Here is a 16,886-nt window from a genome sequence, read left to right on the forward strand (position 1 = left end):
CTGTTTATTGGCTGAGTTTTTTGTTTATTTTTCAGTTACTTTTCCATTTACATCACGTTCTACTTGCATATCTGTGATGGCTAAATAACCTAAGTCTTTGACAATTGTTTTTTGAACATCATCGGTGACCATATAGTCTAAGAAGGCTTTTACATCTTTATTAGGCTCCCCTTTTGTATACATATGTTCATAAGACCAGATTTTCCATGAATTGTCTTTCACGTGTTCTTCTTTTGGTTCAACACCATCAATGCTTAAGGCAACAGTGGAATCATCCATATAAGAAAAAGCTAAATAGCTGATTGCTCCTGGTGTTTGTTCAACAATTTTACGAACTGTTCCCGAAGAATCTTGTTCTTGTGATTGAACTGGTTTAGCTCCATCTAAGCCCCATTTTTCAAATGTTGCTCGGGTGCCACTTCCGTTTGCGCGATTTATTACGACGATTTCTTGATCTTTGCCGCCCACTTCTTTCCAGTTTTTGACTTTGCCAGTAAAGACATCAATCAATTGTTGCTTCGTTAAATTCTTCACGCCGACTTCTTTGTTGACCACTGGTCCCATACCGACCACGGCCACCCGATGATCGACTAATTTAGAGGCATCCACGCCATCTTTCTCTTCGGCAAACACATCGGAATTTCCAATGGTCACTGCGCCATCTGCAACTTGCGAAAGTCCTGTTCCGCTGCCGCCACCTTGGACAGAAACTGTATAATTGGGATGTTCTTGTGTAAATTGATCTTTCGCAGCATCTACTAACGGTTGTAAAGCGGTGGAACCAACAGCGACAATTTTAACTGGTTTGTTACTATCCGCTTCGCTGGATTTTTCAGTTGTGCCTCCTTGAGCTCCGCACCCAGTTAATAATAACCCTAGACTCAGCATAGTTGCTGCAATTACACGTTTTTTCATCTTTGCACTTCCTTTTCAATTAGTTACAAGTTTAGTCTACCAAGACTCTGTTAATTCTGTTTCAATTAAATGTAAATAAAAGGTAAAGGTGTGTAAAGAATCTATAAAGGCTAGTGCGTTACGCGTTGTGTCGCCATGTAATGTGCAATTCGTTCCATGGCCGTTGTTAATTTATCCATATCGGACGCATAACTAATTCGGACGTATCCTTCTGCTTCTGGGCCAAAAGAAATACCTGGAATCAACGCTACTGCTTCTTTTTGCGCTAAATCAATACAAAATTTCATAGAATCTTGTTCATAACCAGTAGGAATCTTAGCAAAAATATAAAAGGCCCCATTTGGACGCGCAACCTCAAACCCCAATTGAGTCATCTGTTCATAAACAAAATCGCGCCGTTTCCGATACTCTTCTTTCATAATTTCAGCATCATGCATTCCTTCGATTAAGGCACGAACAGCCGCTTTTTGAGACACAGTTGCAGCCGCAGTAACTAAATACTGATGAACTTTAATGATCTCCGCTGTTAAAATCGCTGGTGCAAAAATAAAGCCAATCCGCCAGCCTGTCATGGCATGTGATTTCGACAAACCGTTAATTAAAATCGTTTGGTCACGTAACATTTCAGCAATCGAAACATGACTCTCATCATAAGTTAACTCACTATAAATTTCATCACTAATCACAAAAATGTCGTATTTTTTTAGAACATCAGCAATTGCTTGCAGCTCTTGGCGGTTATAGGTGACACCAGTTGGGTTGCTAGGATAATTTAAAATAATTGCTTTGACTTGTTCCCCATGCTCGGCCATTGCCGCTTCAATCATTTCAGGGGTCAAGACAAAATCATTGTCTCGTGTATCCAAATATACCGGTTCCGCCCCCGCCAATGTAATAATTGGTTCATACCCTGGGTAAATAGGTGCTGGCAATAGCACTTTGTCACCTTGTTCTAAAATTGCTAATAACGAAGCTGAAATCGCTTCTGTTGCTCCAACTGTTACTAAAATTTCTGTCGCAGGCTGGTAAGTCAAATGGTACTTTTCTTTCATAAAATAAGCGGCTGCTTCACGAACATCTAACAAACCAGACATCCCTGTATAATGAGAAAAATTCGCATCAATTGCTTCTTTGGCTGCTTTTTTGACATGCTCAGGTGTATTAAAATCCGGCTCTCCTAGCGTTAATTTTAAAATACCTTCAATTCCTGAAACTTGTTCGTCAAATTGACGAATTAAAGAAACAGCAATTTTATTTACTTGACGATTAAAACGATTGGTTAAATCCATTTAGCTTCACTCCTTCAGTTGACGTTATAGTAGCACAAATTGACCGTAAAATGAATGATTTTCTCATTGTTTCGCTAGATTTTTATTATAAATATCTCAAAAAAACGACAGAGAAGAAAATAGGAGAACTTTGTCCTTTTCAACAAAGTTCTCCTATTTATTTATTTTTCGAAACGCCATGTCCGAATTTCAAACGGACGTAATGGTGCATCAACTTCTATCGCTGGTGTCAACGGTTCTTCTAATACATTTGTTAAACAAGTCGCTGGTTGTGTCTCTTTGTGAAGTTCACAAGGAATATTTTGCGCTGTTAGATTAAAGCCACGAACGACTAAATGATTTGTTTGCTCTTGACGTTTAACAGCTGTCCAACCAATTGGTCCTTCTGCCGTTGTCAAGTAGACATGGTTCGGTGCTAGTTTACCTTCATGACGCGCAGTAGTAGCTGCAGTAAAAGGAATTTGTGCACTATAGGCTTGTTGATACGTAGCAAAGCGTTCTTCTGGTTTTCCATGCAATGACAAACCATATTTAAAGGTATATTCTCCTTGGCATTGTGCTTCTGGTGTCGCAAAATAGCCCCAATCACCTAGTTCGCCAACACAACGAATTAATGTGACCGCAATGGTTCCATCTGCCAAGACTTCATACTCATTTAAGCCTTCATTGAAGATAGTCACGCCTTTGTTTTGGTCATGAACATTCACAAACGCTTGTTGGTGCTGCGGGTTTGTTGGATTTTCCCATGTGTCGCTTACTTGATTTGGTCGTGTCACGACTTCATAAATACTATCCGCTTCGTGTGTTTCTGTGACCATGCCAGTTGGGAAAAGCACGCGTAAACGATGATCTTTGATTTGATTATTAATGGTTGTTTCAAAGAACAATTGGTTACTTTCTTTGATCATTGTAACCACTGTCGTTATTTCGAACGGGCGAAGCGTCGTTGAACGTTGTGCTTGGCGTTCTCTAAACTCACGAACAGCCTTTTGTTCTTCTTCTAATCGTTCATCTGCTGAAACTGGTAACATGACGGTTTGTTTAATTTGATAACTTGCTTTTACAGGGGAATTTTCTTTATTCGTAATTTCAGCCATTACATTTTCGGTTGTAATTCCTTGGTCTTCGGTCGGTTTGAAAAAGATATATTCATTCCCAATGTCGCCAGTATCTTCAAATGTTAACAATTTTGAAAATGTTTCTCCTGTTTTTTTGTCAGCAATGGTTAAGCTACCATTGTTTTCAATTTTCACTTGAATAAATTCGTTTTCCATTTCATTTGTTGCTGGTTGAGCCAAAAGACTTCCTTCAAAAGCTTTCGTTTCTCCTTGAATCAATGCAAAGCTATCCCAAGAGAATGGCGCCATTTCTTTGACAGATAATTCGACCGTTAAGTATTTGGCCATGTACGGTTGACGGAAAGCATCTTTAGGTAAATCGTAACCAAAACGAACATCTTCTTTGACAATACGGCTTGCAACGGCTTTTCCAGTTGGATCAATCACTTGATAATCTGGGGTGGCTTTTTGTTTTAATTCATGATAAAGATCTTCAGGTTTTCCTGTATAAAATGGCAATCGTTCAATCTCCACTTCCACAGTGACAACCTCCGTTTTCTGATAGCCACTAGTATTAAATAAAACAAACGGGTGCGCTTTTTCTGGGAAAACACTTGTATCAATTGCTTCTGTTAATTGTCGTGTTGCTTCATCTGCTAAGAAATGCCCGACATCATTGGCATTTTCAAAGCGAGTCATCATGCCTCGGTGAACCTCGTCGACAGAACAGCCACAAATACTATCGTGCGGATGGTTTTGAAGCAATGTTTTCCAAGCATAATCAAATTGGTCATGTGGGTAGTCGCCAGTTACTTCGTAAGCCATTGCTGCTAAAGGTTCTGCGATATTTTCTAATTGGCGTTGGACTTTTGTGTTCCACTGTTTTAAATAGACGCGAGCAGAAGAAGTATTGGCTAATGTGTACCAGCCATCCGTTTCTTGACTCGTTAATTCGCCTGTTACTGTTCCTAAATCTTCTGGTAACTCCTCTTGAACAGCTTTCAAATAGTCATCGAAATTGGAATGAATAAATTCATATTCTGGGAATAGTTCATTGGCTAAAGCGATGGCCTTAGTAATATCTCTTTGTACCGGTTGGTGGTCGACCCCATTCATCATCAATAAATGGTTTGTGGAAGCATAACGTTCCACATCAGCCAATTTTTGTTTCCAAAAAGCGATTGCCGCTTCTTTTTCTGAAGGAATTTCGTTCCCGTTACTATACCAGTTCGCAAAAAGCAAGCCGAAAATTTTCGTTTGGTCAGGACCTTCCCACCACATTTCAGAATATTGTGAGCTATAGTCGCTTTCTAAGACTTGATTATCAAAGCCAATCGGTTTCACCCCGCGTCCAAAGGCAGCCGCAGGCAGATTTGCTAATTGCATCATTTGAGGTGTTTGACCCATGTTCCCAAATGTATCCGGGAAGTAACCTAATTGAACTGGTGCTCCCCATTTTTGACTTTCTAAATGCCCAATCAGCATGTTTCGAACATTGGATTCAGAGCTAATTAAAAAGTCATCTTGTAAAATATAAAATGGTCCGATTTTTAGTTTGCCTGCTTGGACAGCTTTTTTTACAGCTTCTTTTTTCTCTGGGCGAACTTGTAAATAGTCGTCTAAGATAATCGTTTGTCCATCTAAATGGAAACTGTTAAACTCTGGATCATTTTCAATTAAATCTAATACATTATCCACTAATTCAATTAAGCGCATATGATGTTCTTCATAAGGAAGATACCATTCACGATCCCAATGACTATGGGAAACAATATAGACTTTTTTCTTTGTCATCACTTTTCCTCCTATTTTTCCACTCGGATGTCAAAATAATCCATAACTAATTCACAAAACATCATATTAGCCCATGAAAACCATTCTCTTGTATAATTTTCAGGATTATCTACGTCAAAACCTTCATGCATCAAATGAGTCCCCGCATCTGTGGCAACTAATAAATCTAAAATTCGTTCTTTTTCAGCTTTATCTTTGGTTGTCATTCCTTCCATTGCTAAAGCAATCGGCCACACGTAATTTTCTGGTGTATGCGAGCTACCAATCCCTTTCGCGAATTTGCCTTCATAGAAGTAAGGATTTTCTTTACTTAATAAGGTTTGACGGGTTGTTAAATATTGTTCATCCTCTGTTGAACAATAACCCAGATAAGGGGCTGCTACTAAATTGGGAACATTACTGTCATCCATCACGCTTGCATTGCCTAAGCCATCCACTTCATACGCATAAATCGTTTCGTTATTTTGATTTTTTGTTCGTCCAAATGTTTGGATGCCTTCTTCAATCTCTTCTTGTAATTTTTTAGCAATCGCCACAATCGTAGCATCTTCTAAAACATCAGAGAAAATTTCTTGAATATAGCCTAAAATTACGACTGCAAACATGTTAGAAGGAACTAAGTAACCATATTGGCAGGCATCATCACTAGGACGGAAGCCTGACCATGTCATCCCTGTTTTGCCAACTGGTGTTCCTTTCCCTGCTTCAACCAACGTATCTTCTTGACGCCACGTATCTCGTTCAAATAAATAAGGTGACTGTGCGTGATCTTGTTCTGTTGTGAAAACGTTGAGAATTTTTTTGACGCCTTCCACAAAATCTGAATTAAATTGTTCGGTCATCCCAGTATTTTTATAAAGTAAATAGGCTAATTGGACCGGGTAACATAATGAATCAATTTCATATTTCCGTTCCCAAATCCAGCCATTCATTTCTGTCTTATCAGTTTGATGGCCTGCATGATTATCTGTTTCATTAAACGCATTGGCATAAGGATCAATGCAAATATAACGAAACTGGCGTTTAACCAAACCAGCAATCATTTGAGCAAGGTCTTCGTCTTCTTTCGCAATCACTAAATAGGGACGAACTTGTGCTGTTGAGTCTCTTAACCACATTGCTGGAATATCGCCTGTTAATAAAAAGGTAGTACCATCTTCTTGACGTTTCACTGTTGTTAGTAAAGTATTGGCAAAGGCCGCCTGAAAGTTTTTTGCCCAATCTTGATGTGCTTCACCGCATTTTTCTGTAATTGTCTCCATAAATGTTGCTACGGATTTTGGAACTTCTGTATAAACCATTCTCGTCACCTCTTGAATTTGATATATCATTTCACAATTGAATTATAGCGTTTACATTTCACTTTGTCTAGTGATTTCAATCATTTTTTTCATTTTAAAACCAATTAATTTATGGTAAACTATAAATAAGATATATCTTATTGTGAGGTGAAATGAATGAAGCAACCATTATATCAACAAATTATTGATTATTTACAAAATGAAATTGATTCAGGGCGATTGCCTGTTGGAGCGCAAGTGCCTACCGAAAAAGAATTATCGGCTCAGTTTAACGTCAGTAGAATTACGTCCAAACGAGCGCTAACTGAGTTGGAAACGCAAGGCGTAATCCAACGTCACCAAGGAAAAGGAAGTTTTGTTCAAGCACCAAAGCATCCTCTTCATACCTCTTTAAATAAAGTTCTTTTTTTATTGCCTTTTGCAGACGATTTATCAGTAGGAAATTTCTATAGCGGTTTGGCCCCTACTATTCAAGCAGCTGGTTTAGAAGTCTTTATGACCTCGCCTAATTTTTTGAGAGAGAAAAATGCTGCGGACATTGTGAATGAGTTTGCCGGGCTTGTCTATTATGCTGCTACTAGTAATGACTACCTCGACTTATTGTTTGAGTTGGCTTTGATGAATTTTCCAGTCGTTGTCTTGGATAAAAAGATCCATGATTTACCTTTTGCAACCATTCAATCAGACAACTTTGCTGGTGGTAAAACAGCAACCGAACGCTTAATTGGCTTAGGACATACAAAAATTGGATATATCCTTTCAGGAAGTCCGGCCCTACAATCCGTTCGGCAACGTTATTTAGGTTATCTCCAAGCTTTAAAAGAAGCCAATCTGGCGTTCCATACAGCAATCACGGAAACCAATCTCTTAGATGAACACAACTTTAAACAGTATTTTGAGGCGCACCAACTCACAGCCGTGGTCTGCGATAATGACTTCAGCGCGTTACATTGTTTACGAAACTGTAAAAACCTAGGTATTCATGTGCCTGAAGAATTATCGATTATTGGTTTTGACGATATTCAAGCAGCAGCATTTGTCGAACCGCCATTAACAACCATGGCGCAAGACTTTAAAGAAATGGGAAAACTAGCTGGCGAAGTGTTATTACAAACGATGCAGCAAGACCTTCAAATCATAGAAGACATTCAAGTGCCTGTCACATTAATTGAAAGAGAAACCATTTCTACTGTTTCAAAATGAGCCAAAAAAGAAGGAACTATCAGTCAAATCACTGATAGTTCCTTCTTTTTATTCCTTAGCGCTAAACGTTTTGGTATCTACCTCTTTTTTAAACAACGCTTTTAGTTCTTTGATAAAGTAGCGACCAATCGGACTGATTTCCCGATTTTTGGGAAAGAGTAAACAAATACGATTTTCCAAGGCTGGCGCCAATGGCACTAACCGAATTTCTTTCTTCGTAAAACCCGTTACGACTCCTGAACCAGAAGCATAAGCATTGGTTTCTACCAACAAATTCATCAAGGTTCCACGATCCGTAGTATGAATGACCGATTCCTGTTCAGGAATTTCAACTAAATCTTCAGAAAAATAGGAAAAATTGCTTCCTTCTTGATTAAAGCGAACTTGTGGATAGGGAACTAATTCCTCTAAATGAATTTCTTTTTGCTTGGCTAAAGGATGATGATTTCCTAAAAAAATGTGTGTATTAAAAGTACTAATTACCTCGTAGGCTAGATTAGCTTGTTCTAAATACCGTTCAATACTGACACTATTTTGTTCATTTAAATAAATAATCCCCAGCTCACTGTGAAATCCTTTGACGTCTTCAATTACTTTTAAGGTCGTGGTTTCAAAGACACGAAAATCTTTATATTGATCCCCATACTTTTTAAGAACTTTGGCAATTACCTCACCTAAAAAATCGTAATGTTGCGAAGAGATGGAGAATCGTTCGCTGGTCACTGTCTCGCGATAGCGATTTTCCAATAACTCCATTTGAACTAAGACTTTCTCTGCTTGTTCTAAAAAAACCATTCCTTCTTCTGTTAAAAAAGCGCCTTTATTAGTACGTAAAAAGAGGGAAATTCCTAGTTCTTCTTCTAATTCTCGAATACTATTTGACAAGCTAGGTTGTGTAATAAATAGTTTTTTGGCTGCTTCCCGAAAACTCCCATTGTTAGCTATGGCAGCAACATACTTCATTTGTTGAATATTCAACACTTTTTCCTCCACACACTAATCATTTGAAAAATAAATCTTACGCCCATTCAACGGCTGAAGGGGCCGATTGTTAAAGGCCAACATACCTTCCTTGATCTTATTTAAAAAGGCTTGATCCATTTTTTGAATGGTATCAAATACAAACCATTTCACTGGACCCTTAGTTGGCGGTGTTGTTAACGAGCCTACATAATGGTAGTGTAGACGCTCCTCTGGTAAAAAGATTGACGGATTAAACCATTGTTGGTGCGTGCCGTTTTCCCAGTCCATCGGATGATTCGCTTCTGAAAAACGATTTTCTTCCTCTGTGATGTTAAACAGGCAACCGACAACTAAATTTTCGCCAGCATCATTCATATGAACCAAATGGAATTCTAGCGGATACTGCTTTCCCGATAGCAAATGTTCGCTAGGCATATGAAAATGGATATCGGTTAAATGATACGCAACATTTTCAAACATTACGTAACTTTCCGTATTTGGTGGTACAAAATGAAACGTATTTTTGAATTCTTTTTCAGTGAATTCTTCTTTTTTATAATGAAACGTAATCTGAGAATTTACTGTCTCAGCACTTTCTTTTTCTAAAGCAATTGGCGATTGATAAGCAAACTTAGCACCTTCTGCAAACCAGTCACATAGCGTATGCCAATGTTCTGGTCCATCGTTGCCTGTATAGCTCCATTCAACGTCCATATTTTTTATTTTTTTCATACACTCTTCCTTCATTTCCACATAGTAATCAGGTAAAACTCATGTTAAAACTCTATCCTAACATCTTTTCTACGTCAAACAAAAGAACTTAGATCATTACGCTCCTCGGCAAATGACCTAAGTTCTCCTACCGTTAAATCTGGTTACTGAAAATGACACTAAAAATCAGAAGACAAGAACCATCTTTAGTGCAACGGTTATTTGCCCCAGTTTTCAGGATCTTTTTTCCATTCTTGTAATAAGGTAACATCTTTTTCTTCGATATAATTTGCTTCTAATGCAGCATCAATTAAAGTTGAATAATTGGTTAACGTTAGTAACGTCATCTGTTTATCTGCAAAATTTGCTGTTCCTTTGGGTAACTCATAAGTGAAGATTGCCGCAACGCCTAAAACCGTTGCTCCTTCACGTTCCGCCGCTTCTGCCGCTTCTAACACGCTACCGCCGGTTGAAATTAAATCTTCGATAACTACCATTTTTTGTCCTTCAGAAATTCGGCCTTCAATTTGATTCCCTTTGCCGTGATCTTTGGCTTTACTGCGGATATAAACCATTGGTAATCCTAAAATATCGGCTACCCATGCCGCATGTGGAATCCCTGCGGTAGCTGTCCCAGCAATCACTTCGACTTCTGGGAAAGTCTCTTTAATTTTTGCCGCTAAGCCTTCTGCAATTTCTTTACGCACAGCAGGATAACTCATTGTGATACGGTTATCACAATAAATCGGGCTTTTTATGCCACTAGCCCATGTAAAAGGCTCATTAGGGTTTAAAAATACCGCTTCAATCTCTAATAAATCTTTGGCAATCTTTTTTGCTACTTTTGTCATGTTACTTTCCGCTCCAGTCTTTTTTGATTTCTTGATAGGCTTCATAAGGATTTTCTGCTTGGGTAATAGGTCGGCCAACAACGATATATGTGGACCCGATTTCGCGAGCATGTTGCGGCGTAACGACCCGTTGTTGGTCACCTACTGCACTTCCTGCTGGACGAATACCAGGTGTTAAACAAATAAACGTCTGCTTGGTTGCTTCTTGAATACCACGTGCTTCTAATGCTGAACAAACCACGCCATCCAGACCCGCTTTTTCCGCACATTTAGCATAATGAATGACACTTGTCTCTAAAGGAACGTTGATTAATTGATCATGGTGCATCTCTTCTTCACTAGTAGAAGTCAACTGGGTTACAGCAATTAACTCAGGAACCTTAGCGCCTGGCTGAGTCCCTTTGATTAGACCTTCCTTAGCTGCTTGCATCATTCGAACGCCCCCTGCTGCATGGACATTGGTAATGGCAACGCCTAATTTTGCTAAATTTGTCATCGCTTTTTCCACAGTATTCGGAATATCATGTAATTTTAAATCCAAGAAAACATCGTGCCCTTGTTCTTTAAGCCAGCGAACAATCGCTGGTCCTTCTGCGTAAAAAAGTTCCATCCCCACTTTAACAAACAAGGCTTCTTCCTTAGGAAATTTTTCTAAAAAAACAGCCACTTCTTTTTGCGTGGGAAAATCTAACGCAATAATTGGTCTATCGTGCATTTTGCTGCCCCTCTCTCACTTCTTTAATTAATTGTTCCAACGATTCAATACCTAACTCTTCCATTCGCTTAGGTAATCCGTCAATCAACTTCGGACAAATATATGGATCTGTAAAGTTGGCCGTACCAACACCGACAGCGCTAGCACCTGCCATGAACATTTCCAAGACATCATCCACTGTTTGAACACCGCCCATTCCAATAATTGGCAACTGAGAAACACTGGCGACTTGTCGGATTAAGCGAATGGCAACAGGTTTAATGGCTGGGCCAGATAGTCCACCAGTTTGATTGGCTAAAATAGGTTTTCTCGTTTTTAAGTCAATGCGCATCCCGAGCAATGTATTAATCATAGAAAAGCCGTCTGCGCCCCCTGCTTCAATTGCTTGGGCGATCGGCACAATGTCCGTTACGTTTGGTGATAGTTTAACATAAATCGGAACAGAGGCGACTTTTTTGACTGCTTGTGTTAATTGAAAAGCAACTTCTGGATCTGTACCAAAAGCTATGCCGCCATGTTTCACATTGGGACAGGAAATATTCAGTTCAATTGCTTTGACGTTAGGCGCTTGCCCAATTTTTGCGCAAACAGCCACATAGTCCTCTTCGCAAGCACCTGCAACATTTGCGATAATCGGTAAGTTAGGGTATTTTTCTAATTTCGGTAATTTTTCTTGCATCACCACTTCTAAACCTGGATTCTGCAATCCAATGGCATTTAGCATACCACTAGGTGTTTCAGCTACACGTGGCGTGGGATTTCCATATCGTGCTTGGGGCGTTGTTGCCTTAATCATAATTGAACCTAATTGATCAAGGTCATAATAGTTAGCATATTCTTCCCCGAACCCAAAGCAACCACTGGCGGGAATAATTGGATTTTTTAATGTTAAACCTGGAATTGAAACAGCTAAAGGATTTTTCATTATAAGATAACCTCACTTGCTTTAAAAATCGGACCTTCATCACAGACCTTGACACTTTTTGCTCCAGTAGTGTCTCCTTTTTTATGGCAAACGCAGGCATAACAAGCCCCAATTCCACAGGCCATCCGTTCTTCTAAAGAAAGGTAAACGTGTGGATGTGTTGGAAATAAAGAATCAATTGCTTTTAACATACCATTCGCACCACAAGCATAAACTGCATCAGGGATCCGTCCTTTTGCTAACGCTTCTGACAATAAACGTCCCACGTTGCCATGAGCGCCAAACGAGCCGTCATCTGTGGCAAAATGTGTTTCTCCTAATGCCATAAATTCTTGTTGGTAATAAGCAACCTCTTTTGATGCATAACCAAGAAAATGAATCACTTTCACGCCTTTTTCATTGAGTTGTTTTGATAATTCATACAATGGGGGAATCCCGATTCCTCCGCCAACGATAAAAGCAGTTTGACCAGCTGCTACGGTAGTTATATCAAAGCCGTTTCCTAAAGGACCTAAAATATCTAATTGTTCACCAGCCTTCATGGTGGCAAACACTTCCGTTCCAGCGCCTTCGACTCGATAAATCAAACGACAGGTTTCGTTCGAATGATCAATTTGGTTGATGCTAATCGGTCGCCGCAAAAGTAAATCTGCACGCGGAACCTTGATATGCACAAACTGTCCAGGTCGTGTCATCTCTTTCACTAACTCGCCTTGTAAGTCTAACTGATAAATCCGTGGCGCTAACTGTTTTTGAGCTACAATGGTCATCATTTCTTGCTTTCTCTGCATCAGTATCCTTCACTCCTTTATTCTCTGATTCCCCTATAAATGATTTTCTATTTCTTCGTAAAAGAATCTGGAACAGTCCTCCTCAGACGATTGTTCCAGATTTTTGCTTAAATGGCTTCTGTCGTAAAGGCTCTTGATTCTAAAACTTTTAAAATCGCATTCGCTGTGTCAAGTGAGGTAAACAATGGAATCCCATGTTCGACTGCTTCCCGACGGATTGAAAACCCATCTTGGTTGGCACTGGAACGATTTTTATCCATGGTATTGATTACCACTTGTGCATTCCCATTACGAATGACATCCAGCACGGTTTCCCCTTCAGGATTAGAAATTTTCGTCACTTTCTTAACAGGCAACTGATGCTTCGCTAAAAAGTCAGCGGTTCCTTCCGTTGCGACTAAACTATAGCCAATTGCTGAAAAACGCTTAGCAATTTCTAACGCCTCTTCTTTTGTTTCATCAGCAATGGTGAAAAGTACAGCTCCATAACTTGGCAAATGCAAGCCAGATGCTTCAAAGGCTTTATACAAGGCTTTTTCTAAATAATAATCACTACCCATAACTTCCCCAGTTGATTTCATTTCAGGCCCTAAGTACGTATCTACTTTTTGTAGTTTCGTAAAGGAGAACACAGGGGCTTTCACATGAACTTGTTTACTTTCAGGGTATAATCCATCTTGATATCCTAGGTCAGTCAGTTTCTCACCAAGAATCGCTTTTGTAGCAACTTGGGCCATCGGAATCCCTGTGATTTTACTTAAGAAAGGAACTGTTCGACTCGCACGAGGATTCACTTCAATCACATAAACACGATTTTCATGAATAACAAATTGAATATTCATCATGCCTACACAGTTTAAACCAAGTGCTAGTTTTTTTGTATAATCGGCAATTGTTGCCTGAATTTCTTGAGAAAGATACTGCGGTGGATAAACCGCCATTGAATCGCCAGAATGAACGCCAGCTCGTTCAATATGTTCCATAATCCCTGGAATTAGTACTGTTTCACCATCACAAATGGCATCAACTTCACATTCTTGTCCCAATAAATAGCTATCAACCAAGACAGGATGTTCTGGAGAAGCTTTGACTGCATGTCGCATATAATCTTCCAAATCCTTTTGATTTTCGACAATTTCCATTGCACGACCACCTAAAACATAACTTGGACGCACTAAAACGGGATAGCCGATACGATCAGCAATCACGACTGCTTCTTCTGCACTTGTGGCCGTATCTCCTGGTGGTTGAGGAATCTCTAACTCTTGCAAAGCTTGTTCAAATAAATCACGATTTTCCGCACGATCTAAATCTTCAATCGTTGTTCCAAGAATTTTAACGCCTTGTTTTGTGAGCGGCTCAGCTAAATTAATCGCTGTTTGTCCACCAAATTGGACGATCACGCCAATCGGATTTTCTAAATCAATCACATTCATGACGTCTTCTAAAGTTAATGGCTCAAAGTATAATTTATCAGAAACAGAGAAATCTGTTGAAACTGTTTCAGGATTACTATTCATAATAATTGCTTCATAACCAGCCGCTTGGATCGCTTTGACAGAATGAACCGTTGCATAATCAAACTCGACCCCTTGACCAATGCGAATGGGACCAGAACCTAATACTAGTACAGAAGGCTTTTTCGAAACATTGCTTTCGTTTTCCACTTCATACGTGCTATAAAAATAAGGCGTGTGTGATTCAAACTCTGCAGCACACGTATCGACCATTTTATAGACGGGCACAATTTGATTGGCTCTGCGGAAGTCAGCAATGGCTTGTTCTGTTTGTCCCCAAAGTGCCGCAATTTTCCGATCAGAAAAACCATTTTGTTTGGCTTCTTTCAAGACAGATACGTTGTCCACGTGACTTTCAAGGGCCGTTTCAATTTCGATAATGTGTAAAAGTTTATCCAAGAAGAATAAATCAATTTTCGTTAAACTTTGTAATTCTTCGATGCTATATCCTCTACGAATGGCTTCTGATAAGTAGAACAATCGATCATCTTGCGCATGGACCATTTTCTTCGTTAATTCTAAATCACTGACATGACTTAGTTCTGCTAACTCATTGTGATAAGCACCAATTTCTAAAGAACGAACTGCTTTTAATAAGGATTCTTCAATATTGCGGCCAATTGCCATGACTTCCCCGGTTGCTTTCATTTGCGTTCCTAGTTCTCGAGCACCTTTTTCAAATTTGTCAAAAGGCCAACGAGGAATTTTGGAAACAACATAGTCCAAAGCTGGTTCAAATTCGGCATAAGTGGTTCCAGTAACTGGATTTTTCATTTCATCTAATGTTAAACCAACAGCAATTTTTGCGGCTAACTTCGCAATTGGATACCCTGTGGCTTTACTAGCAAGTGCAGATGAACGAGAAACACGAGGATTAACTTCAATCACATAATAATTAAAGCTATGTGGATCCAAAGCTAATTGAACATTACAGCCACCTTCAATTTTTAATGCACGAATAATTTTCAAAGACGCATCTCGCAACATTTGGTATTCATAATCTGATAAGGTTTGACTCGGAGCAAAAACAATCGAATCCCCAGTGTGAATGCCGACAGGATCAAAGTTTTCCATGTTACAAACCACAATCGCATTATCAGCCGAGTCACGCATCACTTCATATTCAATTTCTTTAAAACCAGCAATACTTTTTTCAATTAAACATTGTGTAACTGGTGATAATTTCAGACCATTTTCAGCAATTTGGCGGAGTTCTTCTTCCGTATCGCACATGCCGCCGCCTGTTCCACCTAAGGTAAATGCGGGACGAACGATAATTGGATAACCAATTCGTTTGGCAAAAGCCACGGCTTGTTCCACCGTATTGACAATTTCACTTTCTGGAATCGGTTGTTCTAATTCTTCCATCAATTGTTTAAATAAATCACGGTCTTCCGCTTGGTCAATCGCACTGAGCTTTGTTCCTAGCAATTCTACATTTAGCTCATCTAAAATTCCTGATTCCGATAATTCCATCGCCATATTTAATCCAGTTTGACCACCTAATGTTGGTAGAAGAGCATCAGGACGTTCTTTTCGCAAAATTCTTGAAACAAATTCTAAAGTAATCGGTTCGATATAAACATGATCCGCGATTTCCTTATCGGTCATGATAGTCGCTGGATTTGAGTTTACTAAGACAACTTCATACCCTTCTTCTTTTAGCGCTAAACAGGCTTGTGTGCCTGCATAGTCAAATTCTGCTGCTTGTCCAATAATGATTGGTCCTGAACCAATCACCATGATTTTCTTGATGTCCGTTCGTTTTGGCATTAGTTTTGCTCCTTCCATGCATCCATTAATTCCATAAATTCGTCAAATAAATGAAGACCATCGTGCGGTCCTGGAGCCGCATCTGGGTGATATTGCACAGTAAAAGCTGGATAATCTCGATGACGCACGCCTTCAACCGTTCCATCATTGACTTCCACGTGGGTCACAAGTAATTTTTCTGGATCAATTGTTGCTTCATCTACGGCATATCCGTGATTTTGTGAAGTGAAATCAATGCGTCCTGTTGCAATTTCTCGTACAGGATGATTCAAACCGCGATGTCCAAACTTCATCTTATACGTATCCGCACCATTTGCTAATGAAAATAACTGATGACCTAAGCAGATGCCGAAAATTGGAACTTTTCCTTGGATTTCTTGAATCATTTCAATAGCTTCAGGCACATCTTTGGGATCTCCAGGCCCATTTGTCAACATGACACCATCGGGACTTAATTCTAAAATCTCTTCGGCCGTTGTATTATAAGGCAACACGGTTAAGTTGCATTGCCGTTTTGATAATTCTCGCAAAATACTATGTTTCAACCCGAAATCAACGACGACTACATTACGCCCAATACCTGGACTCGGATAAGGTTTAGTGATGGAGACTTGTGCCACTTGATTTTTCGGCATGACCGTCGCTTTTAGTTGATCAAATGCATGCGGCAAATCATCCACGGCATCAATGATGCTCCCTTTCATTGTTCCAGCTGATCGTAACTTACGAGTCAGCGCACGCGTATCAATTCCTGAAATTCCCGGAATCCCTTTGCGCTTTAAAAATTCATCCAAGGTCATTTGTTGACGCCAATTTGAAGCAACCCGCGCATGCTCTTTAACAATGACACCTTTACAGGTTGGTGCAATGGATTCATAATCATCTCGGTTGACCCCGTAATTTCCAACTAATGGATACGTAAAAGTAATCATTTGTCCATTAAAACTTTGGTCAGTAATTGCTTCTTGGTAACCTGTCATGCCAGTAGTAAAAACAACTTCTCCTACTACATTGCCTTCTGCACCAAACGCTTTTCCTTCAAATACTGTTCCGTCTTCTAAAATCAATAACCTTTTCAAA

13 protein-coding genes are annotated in these 16,886 nt (G+C 39.5%); 1 reads left to right on the forward strand and 12 read right to left on the reverse strand.

Features of this window, described 5'->3' with window-relative positions:
- Positions 1 to 24 precede the first annotated feature (24 nt).
- From IGK54_RS07290 to IGK54_RS07305, 4 genes are all read right to left on the reverse strand, one after another.
- Positions 25 to 915: a phosphate ABC transporter substrate-binding protein PstS family protein gene (locus IGK54_RS07290; protein WP_002374731.1), complete on the reverse strand. Its 891-nt coding sequence runs from the start codon at positions 913 to 915 to the stop codon at positions 25 to 27.
- Positions 916 to 1,025: 110 nt separating this feature from the next.
- Positions 1,026 to 2,204 carry a pyridoxal phosphate-dependent aminotransferase gene (locus tag IGK54_RS07295; RefSeq protein WP_002365726.1) on the reverse strand — a complete coding sequence of 393 codons (1,179 nt, stop codon included), beginning with the start codon at positions 2,202 to 2,204 and terminating at the stop codon, positions 1,026 to 1,028.
- 161 nt (positions 2,205 to 2,365) lie between these two features.
- Complete coding sequence (locus tag IGK54_RS07300; protein WP_002399015.1) at positions 2,366 to 5,056, reverse strand: alpha-mannosidase; 2,691 nt, start codon at positions 5,054 to 5,056, stop codon at positions 2,366 to 2,368.
- An 11-nt stretch (positions 5,057 to 5,067) separates the two neighbouring features.
- On the reverse strand, positions 5,068 to 6,357 hold the full coding sequence (locus IGK54_RS07305) for a glycoside hydrolase family 125 protein (RefSeq protein ID WP_002365728.1): 1,290 nt from the start codon (positions 6,355 to 6,357) through the stop codon (positions 5,068 to 5,070).
- A gap of 156 nt (positions 6,358 to 6,513) precedes the next feature.
- Here IGK54_RS07305 and IGK54_RS07310 point away from each other — a divergent pair, with 156 nt between their 5' ends.
- Complete coding sequence (locus IGK54_RS07310) at positions 6,514 to 7,560, forward strand: GntR family transcriptional regulator (RefSeq protein WP_002374726.1); 1,047 nt, start codon at positions 6,514 to 6,516, stop codon at positions 7,558 to 7,560.
- A gap of 48 nt (positions 7,561 to 7,608) precedes the next feature.
- Here IGK54_RS07310 and IGK54_RS07315 read toward each other — a convergent pair whose 3' ends face one another.
- From IGK54_RS07315 to IGK54_RS07350, 8 genes are all read right to left on the reverse strand, one after another.
- Positions 7,609 to 8,538 carry a LysR family transcriptional regulator gene (locus IGK54_RS07315; protein ID WP_025190792.1) on the reverse strand — a complete coding sequence of 310 codons (930 nt, stop codon included), beginning with the start codon at positions 8,536 to 8,538 and terminating at the stop codon, positions 7,609 to 7,611.
- An 18-nt stretch (positions 8,539 to 8,556) separates the two neighbouring features.
- A complete protein-coding gene (locus tag IGK54_RS07320; RefSeq protein ID WP_002397349.1) occupies positions 8,557 to 9,270 on the reverse strand; it encodes a carbonic anhydrase in 714 nt (237 codons plus the stop codon).
- Between the two features lie 182 nt (positions 9,271 to 9,452).
- Positions 9,453 to 10,085, reverse strand: a complete 633-nt coding sequence (gene pyrE, locus IGK54_RS07325) for an orotate phosphoribosyltransferase (RefSeq protein WP_002360179.1) — start codon at positions 10,083 to 10,085, stop codon at positions 9,453 to 9,455.
- A 1-nt stretch (position 10,086) separates the two neighbouring features.
- Positions 10,087 to 10,800: an orotidine-5'-phosphate decarboxylase gene (gene pyrF, locus IGK54_RS07330; protein ID WP_002357417.1), complete on the reverse strand. Its 714-nt coding sequence runs from the start codon at positions 10,798 to 10,800 to the stop codon at positions 10,087 to 10,089.
- A complete protein-coding gene (locus IGK54_RS07335; RefSeq protein WP_002369312.1) occupies positions 10,790 to 11,728 on the reverse strand; it encodes a dihydroorotate dehydrogenase in 939 nt (312 codons plus the stop codon). The genes pyrF and IGK54_RS07335 overlap by 11 nt, the downstream gene beginning before the upstream one ends.
- Positions 11,725 to 12,516, reverse strand: coding sequence for a dihydroorotate dehydrogenase electron transfer subunit (locus IGK54_RS07340; protein ID WP_002365731.1), 792 nt, complete (start codon positions 12,514 to 12,516; stop codon positions 11,725 to 11,727). The genes IGK54_RS07335 and IGK54_RS07340 overlap by 4 nt, the downstream gene beginning before the upstream one ends.
- A gap of 107 nt (positions 12,517 to 12,623) precedes the next feature.
- Entirely contained in the window at positions 12,624 to 15,806 is a 3,183-nt protein-coding gene (carB, locus tag IGK54_RS07345; RefSeq protein WP_142957128.1) for a carbamoyl-phosphate synthase large subunit, read from the reverse strand.
- Complete coding sequence (locus tag IGK54_RS07350) at positions 15,806 to 16,885, reverse strand: carbamoyl phosphate synthase small subunit (RefSeq protein ID WP_430602838.1); 1,080 nt, start codon at positions 16,883 to 16,885, stop codon at positions 15,806 to 15,808. The genes carB and IGK54_RS07350 overlap by 1 nt, the downstream gene beginning before the upstream one ends.
- Between the last annotated feature and the right edge of the window lies 1 nt (position 16,886).

It is taken from the genome of Enterococcus sp. DIV2384 (genome assembly GCF_050534975.1).
GTDB classification, from domain to species: Bacteria; Bacillota; Bacilli; order Lactobacillales; family Enterococcaceae; genus Enterococcus; species Enterococcus faecalis.

What these genes read in the sequence shown, in the direction of transcription:
- IGK54_RS07295 (WP_002365726.1), bottom strand. Translation starts at nt 2,204, where the DNA reads ATGGATTTAACCAATCGTTTTAATCGTCAAGTAAATAAAATTGCTGTT.
- carB (WP_142957128.1), bottom strand. Translation starts at nt 15,806, where the DNA reads ATGCCAAAACGAACGGACATCAAGAAAATCATGGTGATTGGTTCAGGA.
- IGK54_RS07340 (WP_002365731.1), bottom strand. Translation starts at nt 12,516, where the DNA reads ATGCAGAGAAAGCAAGAAATGATGACCATTGTAGCTCAAAAACAGTTA.
- IGK54_RS07310 (WP_002374726.1), top strand. Translation starts at nt 6,514, where the DNA reads ATGAAGCAACCATTATATCAACAAATTATTGATTATTTACAAAATGAA.
- pyrE (WP_002360179.1), bottom strand. Translation starts at nt 10,085, where the DNA reads ATGACAAAAGTAGCAAAAAAGATTGCCAAAGATTTATTAGAGATTGAA.
- IGK54_RS07305 (WP_002365728.1), bottom strand. Translation starts at nt 6,357, where the DNA reads ATGGTTTATACAGAAGTTCCAAAATCCGTAGCAACATTTATGGAGACA.
- IGK54_RS07300 (WP_002399015.1), bottom strand. Translation starts at nt 5,056, where the DNA reads ATGACAAAGAAAAAAGTCTATATTGTTTCCCATAGTCATTGGGATCGT.
- IGK54_RS07290 (WP_002374731.1), bottom strand. Translation starts at nt 915, where the DNA reads ATGAAAAAACGTGTAATTGCAGCAACTATGCTGAGTCTAGGGTTATTA.
- pyrF (WP_002357417.1), bottom strand. Translation starts at nt 10,800, where the DNA reads ATGCACGATAGACCAATTATTGCGTTAGATTTTCCCACGCAAAAAGAA.
- IGK54_RS07320 (WP_002397349.1), bottom strand. Translation starts at nt 9,270, where the DNA reads ATGAAGGAAGAGTGTATGAAAAAAATAAAAAATATGGACGTTGAATGG.